Annotated in this window: 14 protein-coding genes and 1 tRNA gene; 3 read left to right on the top strand and 12 right to left on the bottom strand. The window is 65.9% G+C overall.

Annotation, left to right across the window (positions count from 1 at the left end):
- Positions 1-28 precede the first annotated feature (28 nt).
- The 4 genes from WT97_RS18330 to WT97_RS18315 form a co-directional block, all read right to left on the bottom strand.
- Complete coding sequence (locus WT97_RS18330) at positions 29-1069, bottom strand: helix-turn-helix domain-containing protein (protein ID WP_060354079.1); 1041 nt, start codon at positions 1067-1069, stop codon at positions 29-31.
- Positions 1070-1213: 144 nt separating this feature from the next.
- On the bottom strand, positions 1214-2740 hold the full coding sequence (locus WT97_RS18325; protein ID WP_060353977.1) for an amidase: 1527 nt from the start codon (positions 2738-2740) through the stop codon (positions 1214-1216).
- Between the two features lie 69 nt (positions 2741-2809).
- Entirely contained in the window at positions 2810-3862 is a 1053-nt protein-coding gene (locus WT97_RS18320; RefSeq protein ID WP_048023129.1) for a phenylacetaldoxime dehydratase family protein, read from the bottom strand.
- A gap of 95 nt (positions 3863-3957) precedes the next feature.
- Positions 3958-4854, bottom strand: a complete 897-nt coding sequence (locus tag WT97_RS18315; RefSeq protein WP_060353976.1) for a transporter — start codon at positions 4852-4854, stop codon at positions 3958-3960.
- Positions 4855-5368: 514 nt separating this feature from the next.
- Here WT97_RS18315 and nthA point away from each other — a divergent pair.
- The 3 genes from nthA to WT97_RS18300 are packed head-to-tail and all read left to right on the top strand — an operon-like array spanning position 5369 to position 7925.
- A complete protein-coding gene (nthA, locus tag WT97_RS18310; RefSeq protein WP_060353975.1) occupies positions 5369-5968 on the top strand; it encodes a nitrile hydratase subunit alpha in 600 nt (199 codons plus the stop codon).
- Positions 5969-6012: 44 nt separating this feature from the next.
- Positions 6013-6666: a nitrile hydratase subunit beta gene (nthB, locus tag WT97_RS18305; protein WP_060353974.1), complete on the top strand. Its 654-nt coding sequence runs from the start codon at positions 6013-6015 to the stop codon at positions 6664-6666.
- Entirely contained in the window at positions 6663-7925 is a 1263-nt protein-coding gene (locus WT97_RS18300) for a GTP-binding protein (RefSeq protein WP_082751409.1), read from the top strand. Before nthB ends, WT97_RS18300 begins: the two co-directional genes overlap by 4 nt.
- 424 nt (positions 7926-8349) lie before the next feature.
- Here WT97_RS18300 and WT97_RS18295 read toward each other — a convergent pair whose 3' ends face one another.
- From WT97_RS18295 to fdnG, 8 genes are all read right to left on the bottom strand, one after another.
- Entirely contained in the window at positions 8350-9603 is a 1254-nt protein-coding gene (locus WT97_RS18295) for a site-specific integrase (protein ID WP_060353973.1), read from the bottom strand.
- Positions 9604-9768: 165 nt separating this feature from the next.
- Positions 9769-9864, bottom strand: a tRNA-Sec gene (locus tag WT97_RS18290).
- 32 nt (positions 9865-9896) lie between these two features.
- Positions 9897-11822: a selenocysteine-specific translation elongation factor gene (selB, locus tag WT97_RS18285; protein ID WP_060035803.1), complete on the bottom strand. Its 1926-nt coding sequence runs from the start codon at positions 11820-11822 to the stop codon at positions 9897-9899.
- Positions 11819-13258: an L-seryl-tRNA(Sec) selenium transferase gene (selA, locus tag WT97_RS18280; protein WP_059501128.1), complete on the bottom strand. Its 1440-nt coding sequence runs from the start codon at positions 13256-13258 to the stop codon at positions 11819-11821. Before selA ends, selB begins: the two co-directional genes overlap by 4 nt.
- Positions 13259-13332: 74 nt before the next feature.
- Positions 13333-14268 carry a formate dehydrogenase accessory protein FdhE gene (gene fdhE, locus WT97_RS18275; protein ID WP_179949379.1) on the bottom strand — a complete coding sequence of 312 codons (936 nt, stop codon included), beginning with the start codon at positions 14266-14268 and terminating at the stop codon, positions 13333-13335.
- A gap of 108 nt (positions 14269-14376) precedes the next feature.
- A complete protein-coding gene (locus WT97_RS18270; protein WP_059501130.1) occupies positions 14377-15003 on the bottom strand; it encodes a formate dehydrogenase subunit gamma in 627 nt (208 codons plus the stop codon).
- A complete protein-coding gene (fdxH, locus tag WT97_RS18265) occupies positions 15000-15914 on the bottom strand; it encodes a formate dehydrogenase subunit beta (RefSeq protein ID WP_027782651.1) in 915 nt (304 codons plus the stop codon). The genes WT97_RS18270 and fdxH overlap by 4 nt, the downstream gene beginning before the upstream one ends.
- Before the next feature lie 9 nt (positions 15915-15923).
- Positions 15924-18995, bottom strand: a complete 3072-nt coding sequence (fdnG, locus tag WT97_RS18260; protein WP_082742250.1) for a formate dehydrogenase-N subunit alpha — start codon at positions 18993-18995, stop codon at positions 15924-15926.
- Positions 18996-19053 lie beyond the last annotated feature (58 nt).

Here is a 19053-nt window from a genome sequence, read left to right as displayed (position 1 = left end):
AAATCGCGTGATGCGCCCCATGGACCGGCTATGAGCGTGGCTTGCTACCGTGCTCGCGCCACTCACGCGGCGACATAGCAAACCTCTCGCGAAACACGCGACTGAAATGCGACATGTCGTTGAATCCCCAGCGCAATGCGATGTCGGACACGCGCAGCACCGCGCATTGCCGATTCGCGAGATCCTGCGCGCACCGTTCGAGCCGCAGGTTCCATACGTAACGCATCAGCGACGTGTTCTCGGCCTCGAACAGCTTGTTGATGTACCGCGACGAAATCCCGATCGACCGTTCGATCATCATCGGGCTCAACTCCGGATCGTGCAGGTGCTCGAGCAGATGCCGCTTCACACGCGTCAGCGTCAACGCCTTCATCCTCGATTGCGCAAGGTCGTTGCGCTGCATGCCCCCGAGCGTCATCGCGATCAGCGAAATCGCGGTATCCGACAACTGCCGCATCTCGTCCTCGGTCACGCTACGGACTTGCGACGACATCTGCTCGAGAAACGCGCGCATGACGCTGCCGACGCCCTCGCGGGTTTGCGTCGGGCACGCCGTGCGGTGCTCCATCCCGATGACGAGCTGGTTCAGGGTCGTGCGGGGAATGCTGACGACGATCTCGCGCCACGACCGGCCGAACTGCAGGTGGTGCGGCCGGGTCGCGTCGTAGATCGCGAAATCCCCGGGGTGCAGCGTGACGATCTTGCCGTCCTGCTCGACCGATTGGCTGCCCTCGAGCATCAACACGCCGAAATACTTGTCCTCATACTCGCTGCGCGCCTGCCGATACCGCCGGATCACGGCCTGCTCGCTCGCGTGGATTTCCGAGATTCGCATCTTTTCGCATTTGCGCTGCCGCACCTGGCCGAAGAAATCGTCTTTCTGCACGGCCGCGATCTGCACGTCCGCGAACAGTCGCAGAATCGTCTCGCGCCAGAATTCGATACGCTGGCTGAGCGAGCCTTCGGTCGCGACCTCGATCGCCGAATTCGTCCGCTCATCCGGCGAGCTGTCGGACGCCGGGCCGGGCGCGTCGCCGCTTGCGGCGCGCGCGATAGGACGCATCGTCATGGTCGTGCCCCACATGGGTTAGCAAACACGCAGCCGGTAGCGTGCCCGTTCAAAAGCGCATTGTCCAATCGATCGCCGTGTACGCCGCGTTGCCGGTCGGACCGGCACGCGGCGCGGCGGCGATGCGCTACCGCTCCGGACATGTCATGCGAATGTCGTCTGCCGCCAGTCGGAAGACTGTTCGTACGCGTATGCGCAGCGGTAGAGCGTCGCCTCGTCGAAGCGGCGCCCGACCAGTTGCAGCCCGATCGGCAGATCGTCGGCCACCCCGCACGGCAGCGACATGGCAGGATGCCCGGACACGTCGAACGGCGCGGTATTCGCGAGCATCTCGAACGCCCGCGTCAGCGACTCGGACATCGCACAACCGGGCTCCGGCAGTTTCGACGCGCGCATCGGTACGGTCGGCATCAGCAACACGTCATACGATTGCAGCGCCGCGTCGTAAGCCGATCCCAAGCGTCGCGCGAGGTTCTGGCACTTCGCGTAGTAGCGCCCGCGATACCGGCTCGTGAAATATTCGCCGAGCAGCATCGTCACCTTCACGGTATCCGGCAACTCGTCAGCGCGCTCGCGCCAGCCCGCGTGATGATCGATCATGCCGGTCACATACAGGCCGCCCCAGTTGAAACCGTGGCTGTTGCCCTTCATCATCTGCTGCGTCGCCCCCTCGGCCGCGATCGGCAGCCAGATCGCGGTGCCGGCCGCATGCAGCGGCACCGACACCTCTTCGACGCTCGCGCCCAGCTTGCGCAACCGGTGCGCAGCGACCAGCACGGCCTCGTCGACCACGCTCTCCGAATTCGCGAGCCCGAACGCCTCGCGCAGGATGCCGATCCGCAGTCCCGCGATGCCGTCGCGGATCGCGCCGAGATAATCGGCGCGCGGCGGCAGCGCCCGCTGGCGCGGATCGAGCCCGTCGTCGCCCGCGATCACCTCGAGCAGCAGAGCGTTGTCGAGCACGTTGCCCGTCATCGGCCCCAGATGATCAACGGTCGCCTCGATCGGCATCGCGCCGGTATACGGCACGAGCCCGTGCGTCGGCTTCATCCCGTAGATGCCGCAATAGGCGGACGGGATCCGGACCGAGCCGCCCTGGTCGCCGCCGAGCGCCATGTCGACCTCGCCGCTCGCAACGAGCGCGCCGCTGCCCGACGACGAGCCGCCGGACGAATGCCCTGCCTTGCGCGGATTGTGCACCGGCCCCGACGCGCTCGTGTGCGAGCCGCCGGAAAAACAGTAGTACTCGCAGGTCGACTTGCCGGCGATCGTGCCGCCGGCGTCGAGCACCCGCGTGACGACGGTCGCATCGATATCGGGCACGTAGCCCTCGAACGTGCTCGCGCCATTGCGCATCGGCACGCCGGCGACGCAGATGTTGTCTTTCACGGCCACCGTCTTGCCGCGCAGCTTGCCGTCGGCGGCGCCGTGGATCGTGCTCTTTTGCGCCCACGCGCCGTAACGGTTCTCGTCGCCTTCCGGGCGGTAGCCGGGCGTGCGCGGGTACGCAACGACGGGCAGATAGTCGGGCAGCGCGTCGATGGCGTCGTACGCATCGAAGTTCGCCTGCAGCGCATCGTCGTAGTCGGCGAGTTGGCGGGAATCGACGTGAAAGCCGAAACCGGCTGCAATGTCGGACAGTTGTTCTCGAGTCGGGCGTTTGATGGCCATCGACGTTCTCCAGTTCGGTAAGCGGCACCGCCGGCCCCGGCGGCGCCGGCGGGATTCAGCGGGCGACGTTCAGCGGGCGACGGCGTCGCGCATCATCCCGGTGCGCGGATGGCAGTTCACGTATTCGTAGACCTGATGCTTCGCATCGAACACGGAAACCTCGTGATACAGCCGCAGTTTCGACAGCCCGGTCACGACACGGAAGAACGTGACGAAGATCCGCAGGTGCGTCGGATGGGATTCGGCCCAGCGCTCGAGGCGGTCGAGCGAACGCCAGTGGCCGATGTTGTAGCTCTCGTCGAGCACGTTGCCGTCGAGATCGATCGAGCGCACGTAGCGATTGCTGTAGCAGCCGACCTCCGCGCCGTTGTCGCGCAGGAATTCCATCCCGCTGCGCAGCGTCGGCTCGATCTCCTCGAGATACAGCCGGCGCTCGTCGTGTTCGGCCGCGCGCCAGTCCTGGCCGGAGCGAATCAGCGCGATGTTGTCGTGGGCCAGTACGACCACGCGGCCGCCGCGGGCCGGATCGCCCTCGACGATGCGCAACTCGCCGTCCGCGCGCATCCAGTCCGTCTGCGAGATCGGGAACCGGTCGCGCATCGATCCCCAGTAGCCGTGCTCCTCGATCTCGCCGCTGACGCCGTCCATGATCGCGCCGACGCCGGGGAAATCGCTGGTAAATGCGTAAAGCGTCTCGAACTGCTCGGCGCGCGGCGCGACGATTTCCCGGAAGTAGCCGATGCCGTCCGCGAGGCGTGCGTCGGACGCCCACCACTCGACGACTGCCGGCGACGCGATCCAGCGCGCATACGCGGCCGGATCGCGCCAGTAGCCGACGACGATCAGGTTATCGTAACCCTGGTCGTCGGTGTGTTGCGTCAGATCGAAGTTGTTCGGGCCGTCCTGCGCACCGAAATCGGCGACGATCCGGCGCAACGCGGCCAGTGCCGCCGCGCGCTTGTCGGCGCCGCTGTATTGCACGCCGAAATAGCCCATCACGACCTGGCTCAGGTCTTCGGCGGCCCGGGCGACGTACATCGGGAACGGCGGCTGGTAGTCGTCGGCGACGCGGCGCGACAGCGTCCGCGGGCAGACCAGGTGTTTGTCGATGGCGGATTCCATGCATGACCTCTCTGGAAAGGGAATCGGATGTCGAGGTATCGACGTTGGGGAGACGGCGCGACAGGCACCGGGCGTATCCCGGCGCCCGCGGGTCGTCAGAAGATGTGCGCGTAACGCAGCCCGGCGAGCACACTGTTCTTCGGGCCGTTGCGCACGCTCAGATCGGTGCCGAGCTGGATTTGCACCTGATCGGACTTCGTCACGAATTTCGCCGCGGTGAGCCGCAGGCGCGTCGTGCGAAGCGCGTCGTTGTTGTCCGCGCCGTCGACGCTCGTTTCACCGCCCCAGAGCTGCGTGATGCCGATCCCGAGCGACGTGCCCGGATCGGGCATGTAACGCACCATCGCCTGCGCGCTGTAGCTCATCCGCTGATGCAGCGTCGCGCCGCTCGCGCCGTACGACGTGTTGTTGCCGTACCAGATCGCGTCGCCGACGAGATCGAGCGCCCACTGCGGCGAAAAGTGCTTGACGTAGGCCGCCTGGAAATCGAGCGACCAGCGGTTGGCGCCGAGATTGAGACCGCGGTTCTGGTCGTAGCTCCCGGTCGGCGCGTAGACGTAGACCGTCGCGGCGACGACGTCCTTCGCTTCGTTCAAGCGGAATTTCAACGGCGCGGTCAGGATCACGTCGCCGACACCGTTCGTACTGCCAAGCGCGCCCGCGTTGCCGAAGCTGCTGATGTGACCGAACGGCAGCAACACCTGCGGATCGATCGTGAGCCTGTCGGTGAGCTGGAACACATGCAGCAGGCGGGCGATGCCGACATTGGACTGCAGGTCGAAATCCGACGTCCGATGGCCGTTCGCGTAGTACGCGTTCGTCGCGGAGTAGTTGTAGTACAGCACGCCGATCGTCGCGCCGGCCGGATACTGCTCGTAATCGCCGGGATCGACCTCGACCGCGCCCGCGTAATGCGATGCGACGACCATCAGCGACAAGCCGATCACGCGCGCGATTCGCTTCAGTTTGATTCTGTTGACGTTGTCCATCATGCTCCTCACCTGGATGCGCAGGCACCGCCACGTCCGACGCATGACGAACGGGAACCGTCGCCGGACGGTGGAATCGCGGGGTGCTGGCTGACTGTTGTTCCGCCGGTCCATCGGGGATGCCGGCGATTCGCGACATCGAACGGCCGTCGCTTGAGGATGAGAATAGGAAGGCAAAATCCGCAGTTCTGTTTTCCGGCGGAACAAGAAATTGGCTGTGGCGGACCTGCGCTTCCGATGTCATGCAGCGGTCGCAAAACGTGCGCCGGCTGCCGCTGTTTTCGTGCCGGGCGCCGCGCCAATTGCCGCCCATCGCGGTGCCTCCGTGGCGCGTCGGCTCCATGCCGCGCCACGGGGCCGTCTCAGCACAGTTTCCGATCCGTGCCGGCAAAGAACCGCGCTTTTTCTCTTCTTACCCTGCTCGTCGAGCGTGACCGACACCACGCGTCCACGCCCCGCCACGGCAATACCCACGCGACGGCGGCGGTCAACCCGAACCACGACAAGGAACCCCACGATGAGCGCTACCCCTTCCGCGGAAACAGCCTCGACGCCCGGCGAACGTGCCTGGGCGCTGTTTCGCGTGATGAAAGAGAAGAACCTGATCCCCGACGGCTATATCGAAGGCCTGACCGAGCTGATGTCCACGACGTGGGATCCGGCCAACGGCGCGCGCATCGTCGCGCGTGCGTGGGTCGACCCGGCGTTTCGCGAACTGCTGCTGAAGGACGGCACTGCCGCGTGCGCGCAGTTCGGCTACACCGGCCCGCAGGGCGAATACATCGTCGCGCTCGAAGACACCCCGACGCTGAAGAACGTGATCGTCTGCAGCCTGTGCTCATGCACGAACTGGCCGGTGCTCGGGCTGCCGCCCGAGTGGTACAAGGGCTTCGAATATCGTGCGCGGCTCGTCCGTGAAGGACGCACGGTGCTGCGCGAACTCGGCACCGACCTGCCCGACGACGTCGTCGTAAAGGTCTGGGATACGACCGCCGAAACCCGCTACCTCGTGCTGCCCGTCCGTCCGGCCGGCAGCGAGCAGATGAGCGAGGAACAACTGCGCACGCTCGTCACGAAGGACGTGCTGATCGGCGTAGCGCTGCCGCGCGCGCACTGACCCGCCTCCCGTTTCGCTTTCGTCCTTCATCCCGGAGATCACATATGGACGGCTTTCACGACCTCGGCGGCTTCCAGGGTTTCGGCCCGGTGCCGCACACGATCAACAGTCTCAGCTACAAGCCGGTCTTCAAGGAAGACTGGGAGCATCTCGCGTACAGCCTGATGTTCGTCGGCGTGGACCAACTGAAAAAATTCAGCGTCGACGAAGTACGTCACGCGGTCGAACGCATCGACGTGCGCCAGCACGTCGGCACGCGCTACTACGAGCGCTACGTGATCGCGACCGCCACCTTGCTCGTCGAAACCGGCGTGCTCACGCAGGAGGAGCTCGACCGCGCGCTCGGCTCGCATTTCCGGCTCGCAAACCCGCCGACATCCGGCGGCCGGGCGGCACCGCCCGACTCGACGCGGTTCGAGGTCGGCGATCGCGTCGTCGTTCGCGACGAATACGTCAGCGGACACATCCGCGCGCCGGGCTACGTCCGCGGCAAGGAAGGCGTCGTGCTGCACCGGACGACCGAATCGTGGCCCTTCCCGGACGCGATCGGCCACGGCGACACCGGCGCCGCACATCAGCCGACCTACCACGTCGAGTTCCGCGTGAAGGATCTGTGGGGCGACGCCGCCGACGACGGCTACGTCGTGGTCGACCTGTTCGAAGGCTACCTGGATCGCGCGTCCAGGCAGAGCGCATGATGACGCCGGGGGAGCAACGCGCGCCGGCCGCCCCCGGCCCGAGGATTCCGGTCACCGTGCTGTCCGGCTTCCTCGGTGCCGGAAAGACGACGTTGCTGAACCACATCCTGCGCAATCGCGCGGGACTGAAGGTCGCCGTGATCGTCAACGACATGAGCGAAGTGAACATCGACGCCGACGATGTGCGGCGCAACGTCGAGCTGCATCGAGGCGAGGACGAACTGGTCGAGATGAGCAACGGCTGCATCTGCTGCACGTTGCGCGCCGACCTGCTCGAGCAGATCGGCACGCTCGCGCGGCAGCGTCGATTCGACTACCTGCTGATCGAATCGACCGGCATCTCGGAGCCGATGCCGGTCGCGGAGACGTTCGCGTTTCTCGACCGGGACGGCTTCAGCCTCAGCGAACTCGCGCGGCTGGACACGCTCGTCACGGTGGTCGACGGCGAGACGTTCGAGGACATGATCGCGTCGGCCGAACCGGTCACGCGCGACGCCACGCTCGCGAACGGCAGCGATTCCGGTCCGCCGCGCAAGCTGTCGGACCTGCTGATCGAACAAGTCGAATACGCGAACGTGATTCTCGTGAGCCGACTCGACCGGATCGGCCATGCGGGTTTCGACCGGCTGCGCGCCATTCTGGCGTCGCTGAATCCCTCTGCGCGAATCCTGCCGATGCAGCACGGCAAGGTCGATCCGTCAGACGTCCTGGATACGCGGCGCTTCGATCTCCCGGCGCTCGTCGAATCGCCGGGATGGATGCAACGCATGCAGGTCGACGAGCGCCCCTCGGAATCGGATGCGTACGGGATCGCATCGTGGACCTATCGCGAACGTGCGCCCTTTCATCCGGCGCGCCTGCTCGCATGGCTGCGTCGTCCGTGGGACAACGGCCGGCTGCTGCGCTGCAAGGGCTATGTCTGGGCTGCGCACCGGTATGCCGACATCGCGATGCTGGTGCAGACGGGCGGCGCGTTCCAGTGGGGTTACGTCGGGCGATGGTGGCGATTCATCCCGCAGTCGGACTGGCCGCACGACGACTATCGTCGCGAGGGTGTGCTGAAGAAATGGGAAGAGCCGACTGGCGATTGCCGACAGGAAATCGTGTTCATCGGGCAGTCGATCGATCATGTCCAGTTGCGTCGCGAACTCGATGCGTGTCTGCTGACGGCCGAAGAAATCGACGCAGGCCCCGAGTCGTGGCGCCAGCTTCCGGACGCCAATGTGTTCGACGCGCTCGCGACTACCACCCGTTCGTGAATGGTCAGTTCTGTCAGACGGTGACGTCGGCCATGACCCCAGCGTTGGCGTCGCACGCGCATCAGCGTGAGCATGTCGGGGACGGTCGTGACGCCGACGGCCGTGAGTCGCGCCACCAAGCGCGCGTCCATCCAACATCGAACGCCCTCTATGCGCGTGATCGCGGCATCCTGGGGATCGGACAGGAACCGATTAAGGGGTGCAAAGCGATTACCTGGACCGGCGCAAGTTCGTGCCGCTCTGTTCCCGCGAGTTTCGCGAGCAGCACGCACTGCACGCGCCGGACGACGCGGTGACGGCGCCACGTCTTGTGAGCGAGCAGACGGAAATCGCGTGGGTCCGCGTGGGCGGAGCGCCATCATGCGACGCAGATGGATCACAGCGGAACGTACCGGACAGGACCGCAGCGATTGTCGAACGATCTTTAGGCAGCGACTGGTTGCAACACAGGTTCCGTGACCGTCGCATCGTTCTGACACGAGCTTCCGCAATAAAGTCCCCAGTCTGCCATCATCAGGCGCCGACGCTCGAGCTGGTCGCGACGTCGGTAGGCCGCCACTGTCTGCGATACGATGACGTGTGCCAAGGCTTCCTCTGCGAGCGAATCGGGATAGTCCGTACATTCGGCAACCCAGTCGCGGAACGTCGAGCGGAAACCGTGGACGGTGATTCCATGTCGCGACATTCGCCTCAGCAGCGTCAGCATCGCCATGTTCGACAGTGGACGCCCTTCCTTGCAGCCCGGGAACAGATAGCCGTATTTTGCCTTGGGCAATGCGCTGCGCACGATTTCGACAGCACGGTCACAAAGCGGTACGCGAAGCGGTCGGCCGCTCTTGGTGCGATCGCCAGGAATTGACCATGTGCGAGCGGCGAGGTCAAACTCTTCGGGCCGCGCAAAACGCACCTCGTTCGTGCGGGTCGCCGTGAGGATGAGCAGATGCAACATACGCGCAGCACGGCGTGGACGTTGCTCAAGCTCGCGGATAAACGCAGGCAAGTCCTCCCACGGAAGTGCAGGGTGATGGTTCACCTGCGAGCGCTTCTTCGATCGCGGCAACACGAGTTGCAGATGGTCTACGTATCGTGCCGGGTTGCTGCCTACGCGATGACCCAGCACCGTCTCTGCGTCGAGAATCGCCTTGATGCGACCGCGCACCCGGCGCGCAGTCTCCGCCTTCTTCGTCCAGATCGGCTGAAGGATTTGCACGATCATCGCGGTGTCAATGTCGCGCACCCTGACGTCACCGATTACTGGATACGCGTAGGTCTTGAGCGTGTTCCCCCACTGCTGGACGTGCTTACGATTTCGCCACTGGGGTTCATGCGCACGGATAAACGCTTCAGTTGCTTCCCGAAACGTCACGTTTGCGTCCGGCGATATATCGAGCAACTGTCGGCGCTGCTGTTCGCGCCGTGCAAGGATGGGATCGATCAGGTCCCTCACCATATCGCGATACCCGGCGGCGAGTTTTCGTGCCTCGCCCAGAGAAACACGCGAAAGCGGACCAAGCCCCATCTCCCGTATCCGGCCGTTCAATTTGAACCGGAACACCCATGAACGCGCTCCGCTGTCCGCGATCTGCATGTAGAGGCCGCCGCCATCCGCGTAATGACCCGGAGCTACTTCTTTCGCGACCCGCAGAGCGCTGAGTCGATGCAACTGTCGTCCCGCCATGTTGCCCTCCCTACCCACAAACCCACATCGCTACCCATACTTCGTGAGGAAATTGTGCGGGACGTCAACGGTAGTCGCAAGCACGCCGTTACCCACAAACCGCTTTAAAATCAGCGATCTAGAGGACATCAACGGAAGAGATCGGAATAGCCCGGAAGAGCGGTGTGGCGGAAGGCAGCAGGAGTCGAACCTACCCAGGAGCGGCTGACGCCCCTAACCGGGTTTGAAGCCCGGCCGTACCACCGGATACGAATGCCTTCCGCAGGGAAAAAACCGAAAAGAACGACGAGCGCCTACGCCTGAATACCCACCCAACCGCTGTCAGGCCGCAGGTAGTGAAGATCGCGGCGGAAGCGAGTATACCCAACCCGATCGAAGAACTCGAGAATCTGGATCGCGCGCTTGCGACCGAGCCCCGTCGCATCGCGGAACGTCGCGGCATCGAGCCCGCCGCCGCGCGACGGTGCGAGATGTGCGACCAGTTCCGCCAGTTCGCGTGCGACGTCCGCATGATAGAACAGGTCGCGCACGACCTGATGCACGTCGCCGCGCCGTGCGAGCTTGCGCAGCAGCGTGCGCACCGCGTCCTCGGCAGCACCCGTGTCGCGGGCCAGGTCGCGCACCCACGGCGGATCGAAGCGCCCCGCGTGGATCAGCGGCAGCAGTTGCTGCGCCAGCGCTTCCTCGCGCGGCTCGAGGCTCACGGAATGCGACGGCAGATGCAGCCACGGCCCGCTGCGCGCGACTTCGCCGCCCGCCGCCAGCGCATCGACGAGCGCGCGCCACAGGGCATCGCCGACGAGCGGCGCAGCCATCCGCCGCAAGCGTGCGGCGTCGAGCCCCTGCTCGTCGGGCACGCGCTCGTGGTACGCACGCAGCGTATCGACCGCCCGCGTCTGCAACGCACGCCAGTGCGCATGCGAAATCACCGCACCTTCGTTCGACGCGGCATCGCGTCGTCCGATCGCCAGCGCATCGTCGGGCAACACCAGCGCATCGGGTGCGAATCCCGTCAGATGCGTGAGCGTCGCGCGCGCAATGCCGAGCGGCGCCTGCGCGAGCAGCGCATCGAGGCGTCCTTCGTCGAGCCACGCCGCGAGCGCATCGAGCCATGCGCGGCGCGCAGGCGTGCGGCGCTTGCGTGCCGGCCCGAACGGATCGAGCACCCGGCCGCCGCCGACGGTACGCGTCGCCTGCGGATTGCGGACGATGAAACGGTCGCCCGGCAGCGCGAACACCGGCTCGTCGAATACCAGTTGCACGCGCATCCGCTGGCCGGCCGCGAGCGTGTCGCCGTCGAGCAGCGCGACATGGGCCACGCGATGCAGCGTGCCGAGATGCACATGCAGCGGCGCCCAGTGAGTCAGCGTCAGCCCCGCGTCCGCGAGCAGCGTCAGGTCGACGTCCAGACGCGGCGACGTCGCGACGAGCCGCGCATCGGCGACGGTGTCGCCGCGCTCGACGTCGGCCTTGTCGACGCCGGCCAGGTTCAGCGCGCAGCGCTCGCCCGCGCGCCCGGCATCGACCGGCCGGTTCTGCGCATGGATGCTGCGCACGCGGGCCGCGTCGCCCGTGCGCACGATCGCGAGCGTGTCGCCCGTCGCGACGCGGCCCGCGAATGCGGTACCGGTCACGACGGTGCCTTGCCCGGCGAGCGTAAACACGCGATCGACCGCGAGCCGGAACAGCCCGTCGTCGCGACGCGCACGCCACGCGGTCGCCGCGTCGGCCAGATGCTGCTTCAACGCGGCGACGCCCGGATCGCCGGCCACCGTGGCACGCGTTTCGAAGATCGGCACGCCGGCCAGCGTCGAATCGTGCAACCACGCGGCGATCTCGTCGCGCGCCTCGGCAACGCGTGCGGCATCGACGCGATCGCATTTCGTCAGCGCGACGGCGCCATGCGTGACGCCGAGCAGTTGCAGGATCGCGAGATGCTCGCGCGTCTGCGGCATCACGCCGTCGTCGGCGGCAATCACGACGAGTGCGAAGTCGATGCCGCATGCACCGGCCGCCATCGTGTGAATCAGTTTCTCGTGGCCCGGCACGTCGATCAGGCCGAGCACGTCGCCGTTGTCGAGCGGCGTATACGCGTAGCCGAGCTCGATGGAGATGCCGCGCGCCTTCTCTTCCTTCAGCCGATCGGTGTCGACGCCCGTCAGCGCCCGCACGAGCGTTGTCTTGCCGTGGTCGATGTGTCCAGCGGTCCCGACGATCATGCGGCCGGCCCCGCGAGCGGCACGCATTGCGCGGCGAACGCCGCTTCGTCGGCCGCTTCGAGGCAGCGCAGATCGAGCCGCAGCGCGTTGTCGCCCACGCGGCCGATCACCGGGCGTGGCCATTCGCGCAGGCGTTTTTCGAGCTGCACGAGCGCGCGGCCGCTGCGCTTGCCGTCCGCGGCGCGAACGACGAGCCCGGCGCTCGGCAATTGATCGACCGGCAGCGCACCGCTGCCGATCTGGCTGAACATCGGCTCGACCGTCACGTCGAAACCGCTGCCGAGCGCCGCCTGCAACACCGGGCGCATGCGTTCGGCGGCTTCGGCAATGTCGCGCTGCGGGCGCGTCAGCAGACGCAGCGTCGTGAGCCTGTCGCGCAGGAATTCAGGCGACTGATACAGGCGCAGCACCGGTTCGAGTGCCGCGAGCGTCAGCTTGCCGACGCGCAGCGCACGTTTGAGCGGATGCTTCTTGATCTTCGCGATGAGCGCCCGATCGCCGACGATCAGGCCGGCTTGCGGGCCACCGAGCAGCTTGTCGCCGCTGAACGTGACGACGTTCGCGCCGGCAGCGACGGTTTCCTGCACGGTCGTCTCGTGCGGCAAGTCCCATTGCGACAGGTCGGCCAGCGTGCCGCTGCCGAGATCGACGGCGACCGGCACCCCGTGCTCGCGCGCGAGCGGCGTGAGCTCGGCGAGCGTCGTCTCCTTCGTGAAGCCGCTGATCGCGTAGTTGCTGCAATGCACCTTCATCAGCAGCGCCGTGCGCGAGCCGATCGCATCCGCGTAGTCGCGCAGATGCGTGCGGTTGGTCGTGCCGACTTCGCGCAGCTTCGCGCCGGCACGGCTCATGATGTCGGGGATGCGAAACGCGCCGCCGATCTCGACCAGCTCGCCGCGCGACACGACCACTTCCCGCTTCGTCGCAAGCGCCGACAGCGTCAGCAGCACGGCCGCCGCATTGTTGTTGACGATGGTCGCGGCTTCCGCGCCCGTCAGCTCGCACAGCAGATCGTCGATCAGGTCGTCGCGGTCGCCGCGGCGGCCGGTGGCGAGATCGAACTCGAGGTTGACGGGCCGCGTGAGGGCGTCGACCACGGCACGCACCGCATCGTCGGGCAGCAACGCTCGCCCGAGGTTCGTATGCAGCACGGTGCCGGTCAGGTTGAACACGGGGCGCACGGCGCCCGCGCTCTGTGCGGCCAATGCGTGCGCGACGGCCGCGGCGATGCGCGGCTCGTCGAGCGGCTCGGCCGCCGCGGGATCGTGCTGTGCCGCCGTGCGCCAGCGTTCCAGTTCGGCGCGCACGGCATTGAGCACGCGCGTGCGGCCATAGTCCGCGACGAGCGGCTGCAGCGGCGCCGACGACAGCACGCGCTCGACCGACGGCACGCGCGCCAGCACGGCATTCAATTCATTCACACCCGGTTCGGTCACGTCGTTGTAGCTCCAGTCTCATGCTCCGCAGTCGGCCGGGGCCGGCGCTCGCGCGCCGCCACGGCCCCGTGCCGTCAGTCCGCCTCGCGCGAGACGTCGGGCCACAGCAGCGGGTTCGGCGAACTGCGCTGGTAGCCGGCCTCGTTCATCAGCAGGTCGAGCGTGAGGCTTGCGAGATCGTCCGCCAGCGGCTCGAACTCGTAGTCCTTCTCCTGATAGCCGATCTTGCGATAGGTCTTGCACTCGTCGCACGATTCGGCCTTGATGGCTTCGCTGCCGCCTTCGATCCCGTGATACGCGATGCCCTTCGTCGAATCGCAGTGCGAGCACTTGGTGCGCACCATGTGCCACTCGGTCGTGCACAGCCCGCACTGCAGGAAACGGTAGCCCTGGTACTGGCCGCCGACCCGAACGACGCTCGCGACCGGATGCGTGCCGCACACCGGGCACAGCCCCGGCTGGTCGAGATACGGGACATCGGCCGGCGTCACGCGGCTCGCGAGATCGGTCCACGCGACCTGCAGCGCGGCCATCAGGAACGGCGCGGTGGCCGGATCGACCTCCGCGAAGCGCAGCGCGAGGATCGCATCGGCCTGCGCGTCGAGTTCGGCGGGCGCCGTCAGGCGCAGCCGGTCGAGCAGCTTCGCGAGCTGCGGATTGACGAGCCCGGCGCTTTCGACGCGATCGAGCAGTTCATACAGCACGGCGCGCCACCGCGAATCGCGCTGGCCGTCGAGCGCCGGCACGAGCGGCATCGAATGTTCCTGCGCGCGTGCGATCGCTTCCTTCGACGGCAGCGGCAGCTCCAGCGTCTGCAGCGTCGCGTGCTGCGCGTCGGCGACGGTGGCCATCAGCCGCAGATAGCCGCTGATCGGGTTCAGGTCGGCAAGCTTGCGCAGCCGCGCGGCGCGCGCCGCGAACGCGGTCGCACGCTCCGGCAGGCGAAAGCGCGGAATGGCCGAATGATCGAGTGCCGAGATCTCGGTCGGCTCCAGAATGCGTTGTGTCACGAAAATGTCTTCCAAAAAACGAAGCGCCGACGAATCGGCGCTTTCGGGCGATTCCGGCGGTTGGCGGAACGATACGCCGCAATCGGCGTACCGCCCCGCTCCGCTGCGTTACTTCACGCTTTCACGGAACCACTTCGGGTGATGCTTGCGGGCCCAGCCCAGCGTGACGGTGCCCCGCACCATCGCGCCGATCGAACCCTTCACCCACAACGCCGCGTAAATGTGCACGATGATGCTCGCGATCAGCACGAAGGCCGCCACGGCATGCACGACAGCGGCCGCGCGAATGATCCCGATCGGGAAGTAGAACGAGAAATAGCGCCGCCAGATCACGACTCCCGACAGCAGGAGCAGCAGCAGGCACGCCACCAGCGTGAAGAATAGCAGCTTCTGCCCGGCGTTATAGCGCCCGACCGGCGGCAGCTTGTCTTCCTGGTTGGTCAGCACGTCGCCGATCTGCTTCAGCCACTGCCGGTCGTCCGCGTCGAGCGCATTGTGGTGCCAGAAGCGCACGACGAGGATCGCGAACGACACGAACATCACGAGGCCGACGAACGGATGCAGGATCCGCGTCCACTGACCGCCGCCGAACAGCGCGGTGAGCCAGAACATCGACGGATGGAACAGCGCGAGCCCGGACAACGCGAGCAGCACGAACGTGATCGCGGTGATCCAGTGGTTCGTGCGCTCGTTCGGCGTGTAGCGGACGATCAGGTTGGGGTCGTCGTGGTTCATTTCGCGTCCTCCTTGATGCGTCGCGCTTCGTCGCGCGCGGCCGATTCCTCTTCGTCGCTCACCTCGTTCGGACCGACGCGGACGTAGTGGAAGAATCCGGCCAGCGCGGTCAGCGCGAGGCCGGCGACCGCGAGCGGTTTCGCGATGCCTTTCCACAGCTTCACCATCGGGCTGATCGACGGATTGTCGGGCAATCCGTGATACAGCGACGGTTTGTCCGCGTGGTGCAGCACGTACATCACGTGCGTGCCGCCGACGCCCTGCGGGTCGTACAGCCCCGCATGCTCGAAGCCGCGCTCCTTCAGGTCCTCGATGCGCTCGGCCGCGTGCTGCTTCATGTCCTCCTTGGTGCCGAACACGATCGCGCCCGTCGGGCAGGTCTTCACGCAGGCCGGTTCCTGGCCGACCGCGACGCGGTCGGAACAGAGCGTGCACTTGTACGCGCGATGATCCTTCTTCGAGATCCGCGGCACGTTGAACGGGCAACCGGTCACGCAGTAGCCGCAACCGATGCAGTTCTCCTCGTGGAAATCGACGATCCCGTTGTTGTACTGCACGATCGCGCCCGGCGACGGACACGCCTTCAGACAGCCCGGATCCTCGCAGTGCATGCAGCCGTCCTTGCGGATCAGCCACTCGAGGTCGCCCGCCGGGTTCTCGTATTCGGAGAACCGCATGACCGTCCACGAATGCTCGGTCAGGTCGGCCGGGTTGTCGTACACGCCGACGTTGGTGCCGACTTCGTCGCGCAGGTCGTTCCACTCCATGCACGCCGTCTGGCATGCCTTGCAGCCGATGCACTTCGATACGTCGATCAGCTTCGCGACGCTCCCGGTCACCGGTTCGCGCACCGTGGGCGGTGGCGTCGTGGTGGCCGAAACCCGCTTGATATCCAGCGATTGCAATGCCATCTCTCCCCCTTACGCCTTTTCGACCTTCACCAGGAACGACTTGAATTCCGGTGTATAGGAGTTGCCGTCGCCCACGGACGGAGTCAGGGTATTGGCGAGATAGCCGGGCTTCGTCAGGCCCTTGAAGCCCCAGTGCAACGGGACGCCGACCGTCTGGACCTTCCTGCCGTCGATCGTCAGCGGCTTGATCCGCTTCGTGACGAGAGCGACCGCGACGATGTAGCCGCGCTTGGACGACACCTTCACGCGCTCGCCATGCGCGACGCCGACTTCCTTCGCGAGGTCTTCGCCGATCTCGACGAATTGCTCGGGCTGGATGATCGAGTTCAGCCGCGCATGCTTGGTCCAGTAGTGGAAATGCTCGGTCAGCCGGTACGTCGTCGCGACGTGCGGGAACTCGGACACCTTGCCGAACGATGCCCGGTCGTCCGGGAACACGCGGGCGGCCGGGTTGTTCAGCGCCAGCGGGTTGCCCGGGTGCAGCGGGTTCGCGGCGAGCGGCGTCTCGAACGGCTCGTAGTGCTCGGGGAACGGACCTTCGTTCATCCCCGCGCGGGCGAAGAAGCGCGCGACGCCTTCCGGGTTCATGATGAACGGCCCCATCCCGTTTTCGGGCGGTTCGTCGACCTTGAAGTCCGGCACGTCGACGCCCTTCCACGCGCTGCCGTTCCAGCCGATCAGCTTGCGGGTCGGGTCGAACGGCTTGCCGGCGACGTCGCACGATGCGCGGTTGTACAGAATCCGCCGGTTCGCCGGCCATGCCCACGCCCAGTTCAGCGTCTGACCGATGCCGGTCGGGTCGGAGTTGTCGCGGCGCCCCATCTGGTTGCCGGCCTGCGTCCACGCGCCGCAGAAGATCCAGCAGCCGCTCGCGGTCGTGCCGTCGTCCTTCAGTTGCGCGAACGCGGCGAGCTGCTCGCCCTTCTTCACGAGCGTCTTCGCCGGATCCTTCGGATCGGGCAGATCGGCGAGCGCTTTCCCGTTGAACTCCATCGCCAGCTCCTCCGGCGTCGGGCTTTCCGGGTTCGCGTACGGCCAGGTCAGGTTCACGATCGGGTCCGGGTACTTGCCGCCGTCCTTCTGGTACATCTTGCGCATGCGCAGGAACAGCCCCGACATGATCTCGAGGTCGCTCTTCGCTTCGCCCGGCGGCTCGGCGCCCTTCCAGTGCCACTGCAGCACGCGGCTCGAACTCACGAGCGAGCCATCTTCCTCCGCGAAGCAGGTGGTCGGCAGGCGGAACACCTCGGTCTGGATCTTCGACGCATCGACGTCGTTGTAGTCGCCGTGAGGTTTCCAGAACTCGGACGTCTCGGTCGCGAGCGGATCCATGATCACGAGCCACTTCAGCTTCGCGAGACCTGCCGCCGTCTTCACCTTCGACGGCGCCGCCGCGAGCGGATTGAAGCCCTGGCAGATGTAGCCGTTCATCTTGCCGGCATTCATCAGCTCGATCGCCTGCAGCAGGTCGTACTGCTTGTCCAGCTTCGGCAGGTAGTCGTAGGCCCAGTTGTTCTCGGCGGTGGCCGCGTCGCCCCACCACGCCTTCATGAAGCTGACGTGGAATGCCTTGTAGTTCTTCCAGTAGCTCAACTGGTTGGGCCGCAGCGGCAGCTGCACGCGCTTCTTGATGTACGCGTCGAAGTCCTGCTCGGCCTGCATCGGCAGCGTCATGTAGCCCGGCAGCAGGTTCGACATCAGCCCGAGGTCGGTCAGCCCCTGGATGTTCGAGTGGCCGCGCAGCGCGTTCATCCCGCCGCCGGCGATGCCGATGTTGCCGAGCAGCAGCTGCACCATCGCGCCGGTGCGGATGATCTGCGCGCCGATCGAGTGGTGGGTCCAGCCGAGCGCGTACAGCACCGTGCCGGCGCGGCCGGGAACGGCCGTGGTCGCGAGCATCTCGCACACCTTCAGGAACTTGTCCTTCGGCGTGCCGCACGTCTGCTGGACCATGTCCGGCGTATAGCGCGCGTAGTGCTGCTTCAGCAGGTTGTAGACGCAGCGCGGATGCTGCAGCGTCGGGTCGACCTTCACGAAACCGTCGTCGCCACGCTCGTAATCCCAGCTCGATTTGTCCGGGTACGCGTGCTTCTCCGCGTCGTAGCCGGAATAGATGCCGTCGTTGAACGCGAAATCCTCGCGCACGATGAACGTGAAGTCCGTGTAGTTCTTCACGTACTCATGCTGGATTTTGTCGTTCGTCAGCAGATAATTGATGACGCCGCCCAGGAAGACGATGTCGGTGCCGGTGCGGATCGGCGCGTAGTAATCGGCCACCGAGGCCGTACGCGTGAAGCGCGGGTCGACGACGATCAGCCGCGCCTTGCGGTGCGCCTTCGCCTCCGTTACCCACTTGAAACCGCACGGATGGGCCTCGGCTGCATTGCCGCCCATCACGAGAATCACGTCCGCGTTCTTGATGTCGACCCAATGGTTCGTCATCGCTCCACGGCCAAACGTCGGGGCAAGACCTGCCACCGTCGGGCCATGTCAGACACGCGCCTGATTGTCGAATGCGAGCATCCCGAGACTGCGGATGGTCTTGTGCGTCAGGTAGCCGACCTCGTTGCTGCCCGCCGACGCGGCCAGCATGCCGGTCGTGAGCCAGCGGTTGACCTTCGCGCCGTCTTCGGCCGTCTCGACGAAGTTCGCGTCGCGGTCGGCCTTCATCAGCTTCGCGATGCGGTCGAGCGCGTCGTTCCACGAGATGGGTTCCCACTTGTCCGAGCCGGGCGCCCGATACTCGGGATGCGTGAGGCGGTTCGGGCTGTGGATGAAGTCGATCAGGCTCGCGCCCTTCGGGCACAGCGTGCCGCGATTGACGGGGTGGTCGGGATCGCCTTCGATGTGGATGATGCTCGGCTGCGCATTCTTCGCCCCGTCGCCGAGGCTGTACATCAGGATGCCGCAACCCACTGAGCAGTAAGGACAGGTGTTGCGCGTTTCGACTGTGCGCGCCAGTTTGTACTGTCGGACCTCGGCCAGCGCTTCGGACGGAGAAAAGCCCATCAGGGCAAGACTCGATCCGGCAAGCGACGTGGCCGTCACCTTCAGGAACTGGCGCCGGGACATTTGTAGCATGGCGGTCTCGGCGTTATTGTGGGGTGGGGTGAAACTGAAAGGAATTATAGACAGTTCA

Origin of the sequence: Burkholderia sp. MSMB1459WGS (genome assembly GCF_001534535.1) — a bacterium.
Lineage (GTDB): Bacteria > Pseudomonadota > Gammaproteobacteria > Burkholderiales > Burkholderiaceae > Burkholderia.
The sequence above is the reverse complement of the archived record's forward strand: the minus strand, read 5'-3'. Positions and strand labels throughout refer to the sequence as shown.